Here is a 1,806-nt window from a genome sequence, read left to right on the forward strand (position 1 = left end):
AGCTCGAACACGCGGTCGTCCACCACGGCGCCCTCGGGCAGGTCGTTCTCCACGCGGATGATGCAGCGCCCACGCCGCGAGAGCGTGACGACCTCCACGCGACGCCGCCCCTCCGGCAGCCCCTCGGCCGCCTCGATGGCGTTGCGCACGAGGTTGCCCATGATTTGGATCAGCTCGTAGGCCTCGCAGCCGATCCTCGAGAGGTCGTCGTACGCCGTGACCGCAAGCGTGACGCCCCGCTCCTTGGCCGTACCGTACAGCTGGTTTAGGAGCGCGCTCACCGCCGGGTCGTCAAAGGGCATGAGCTGCGCCACCGACTGCGAGGCGTCGAGCATGTCCCGCAGGTAGGCGCGGCACTCGTCATAGCGGCCCGCGTCGAGCATGCCCGCCACCGCCATGAGGTGGATGTTGAGGTCGTGGCGCTGCTCGCGCTCCTTGAGCTGGAACTCGCGCATGGCACGCTCGTCCTTCTCGCCCGCGCGACGGAGCGCCCGCGCCTCGAGCTGCCTCAGCGCAAGCGCGGCCACCCCCGCAAGCGCCACGAGCGAGACCGCGCAGCATGCGATGCCCCAGGGGAGAAGGACGCCCCCCAGGCTCGGGAGCGCCAGCACGACGAACGCCACGTCCGCGTAGGCGGCCAGGGCAAGCAGCCCCCACAGGACCTCGAGCGAGGTCCGCTCCCCACGGCTCAGGCGCGCGACGCGCTGGCGCACTCTCATGTCTCCCCCACTCTACGATGCGAATCCACAGAAGCGACGATAGTCCTCATTGTCCCGCAGGAGCTCGTCGTGCGGGCCCACGCCCCTGACTCGCCCGTGGTCGAGGAAGACGACCTGGTCGGAATCCTCGATCTCGTCCAGGCGGTGGGCGACCTTCACGACCGTCTTGCCCCTGAGCGTGTGCTCGAGCGTCTTGTCGATCTCGACGATGCTCGTGGCGTCGAGGCCGGTCGTCGCCTCGTCGAGGAGCATCATCTCCGGGTGACGGACGATGGCGCGGGCGATGCCCAGCTTCTGGCGCTGACCGCCCGAAATGCCGCCGCCGAGCTCGCCGATCTGGGAGTCGAAGCCGTTGTCCATGCCCATGACGAAGTCGTAGGCGTCCGCCTCCTTGGCGGCCTGGACGGCGAGGTCGTGGTCGGGCTTCTCCATGCCGTAGCAGATGTTGAGCTCGACCGTTCCCTTGACGAGCGGGCTGTTCTGGACGACGTAGCCCATGGAGTCGCGCCACTCGTCCAGGTCGAAGTCGTCGATCTTCTCGCCACCGTAGCTGATCGTGCCCTTGTCAGGACCGTAGAAGCGCTCGAGCAGCCTGAGCACCGTCGTCTTTCCGGAGCTGTTGGAGCCAACGATCGCCGTGGTCTTGCCGGAGGGAATCGTGAACGAGACGTCCCTGAGGACGGGGTCCTCGGGGTCGTAGCCAAAGGTGACGTCGTCGAACGTGATGTCCGCCTCGGGGACCGTGAAGGACTTTCCGGTCTTGACCCGCTCGTCCGGCGTCTTCGCGACCTCCATGATGGTAGCGCAGGCGCCGAGGCCCATCTTGATGTTCTGGTAGTACAGCACGATGTTCTCGGCGCTGTTGACGAAGCTGCCCTGCGAGACGTACGAGAAGAACGCGATGAGGCTCGCGAGCTGGAGGCCACCCGTCGCGACGAGGTAGCCGCCGTAGACGAGGATGATGGCGTTGCTGGCGGTGTCCGCCAGGTTCTGGAACACGGACGAGATCGCGTCGAGCTCCACGTTCTTGAGCTGGGCGCGATACTGCTCCTGGACCCTCTGGTATCCCAACTCGCGCTCGTCGTCC

The 1,806-nt window shown here is 66.9% G+C and carries 2 protein-coding genes; both read right to left on the reverse strand.

Going from position 1 to position 1,806, the window contains the following annotated elements:
- On the reverse strand, positions 1-719 hold a 719-nt coding region (locus ACI38Z_RS08350; protein WP_439789736.1), incomplete at its 3' end, for a sensor histidine kinase.
- A 12-nt stretch (positions 720-731) separates the two neighbouring features.
- A partial coding sequence (locus ACI38Z_RS08355) for an ABC transporter ATP-binding protein (protein ID WP_439789737.1) occupies positions 732-1,806 on the reverse strand: 1,075 nt, incomplete at its 5' end.

Origin of the sequence: Parafannyhessea sp. (assembly GCF_051876455.1) — a bacterium.
GTDB lineage: Bacteria > Actinomycetota > Coriobacteriia > Coriobacteriales > Atopobiaceae > Parafannyhessea.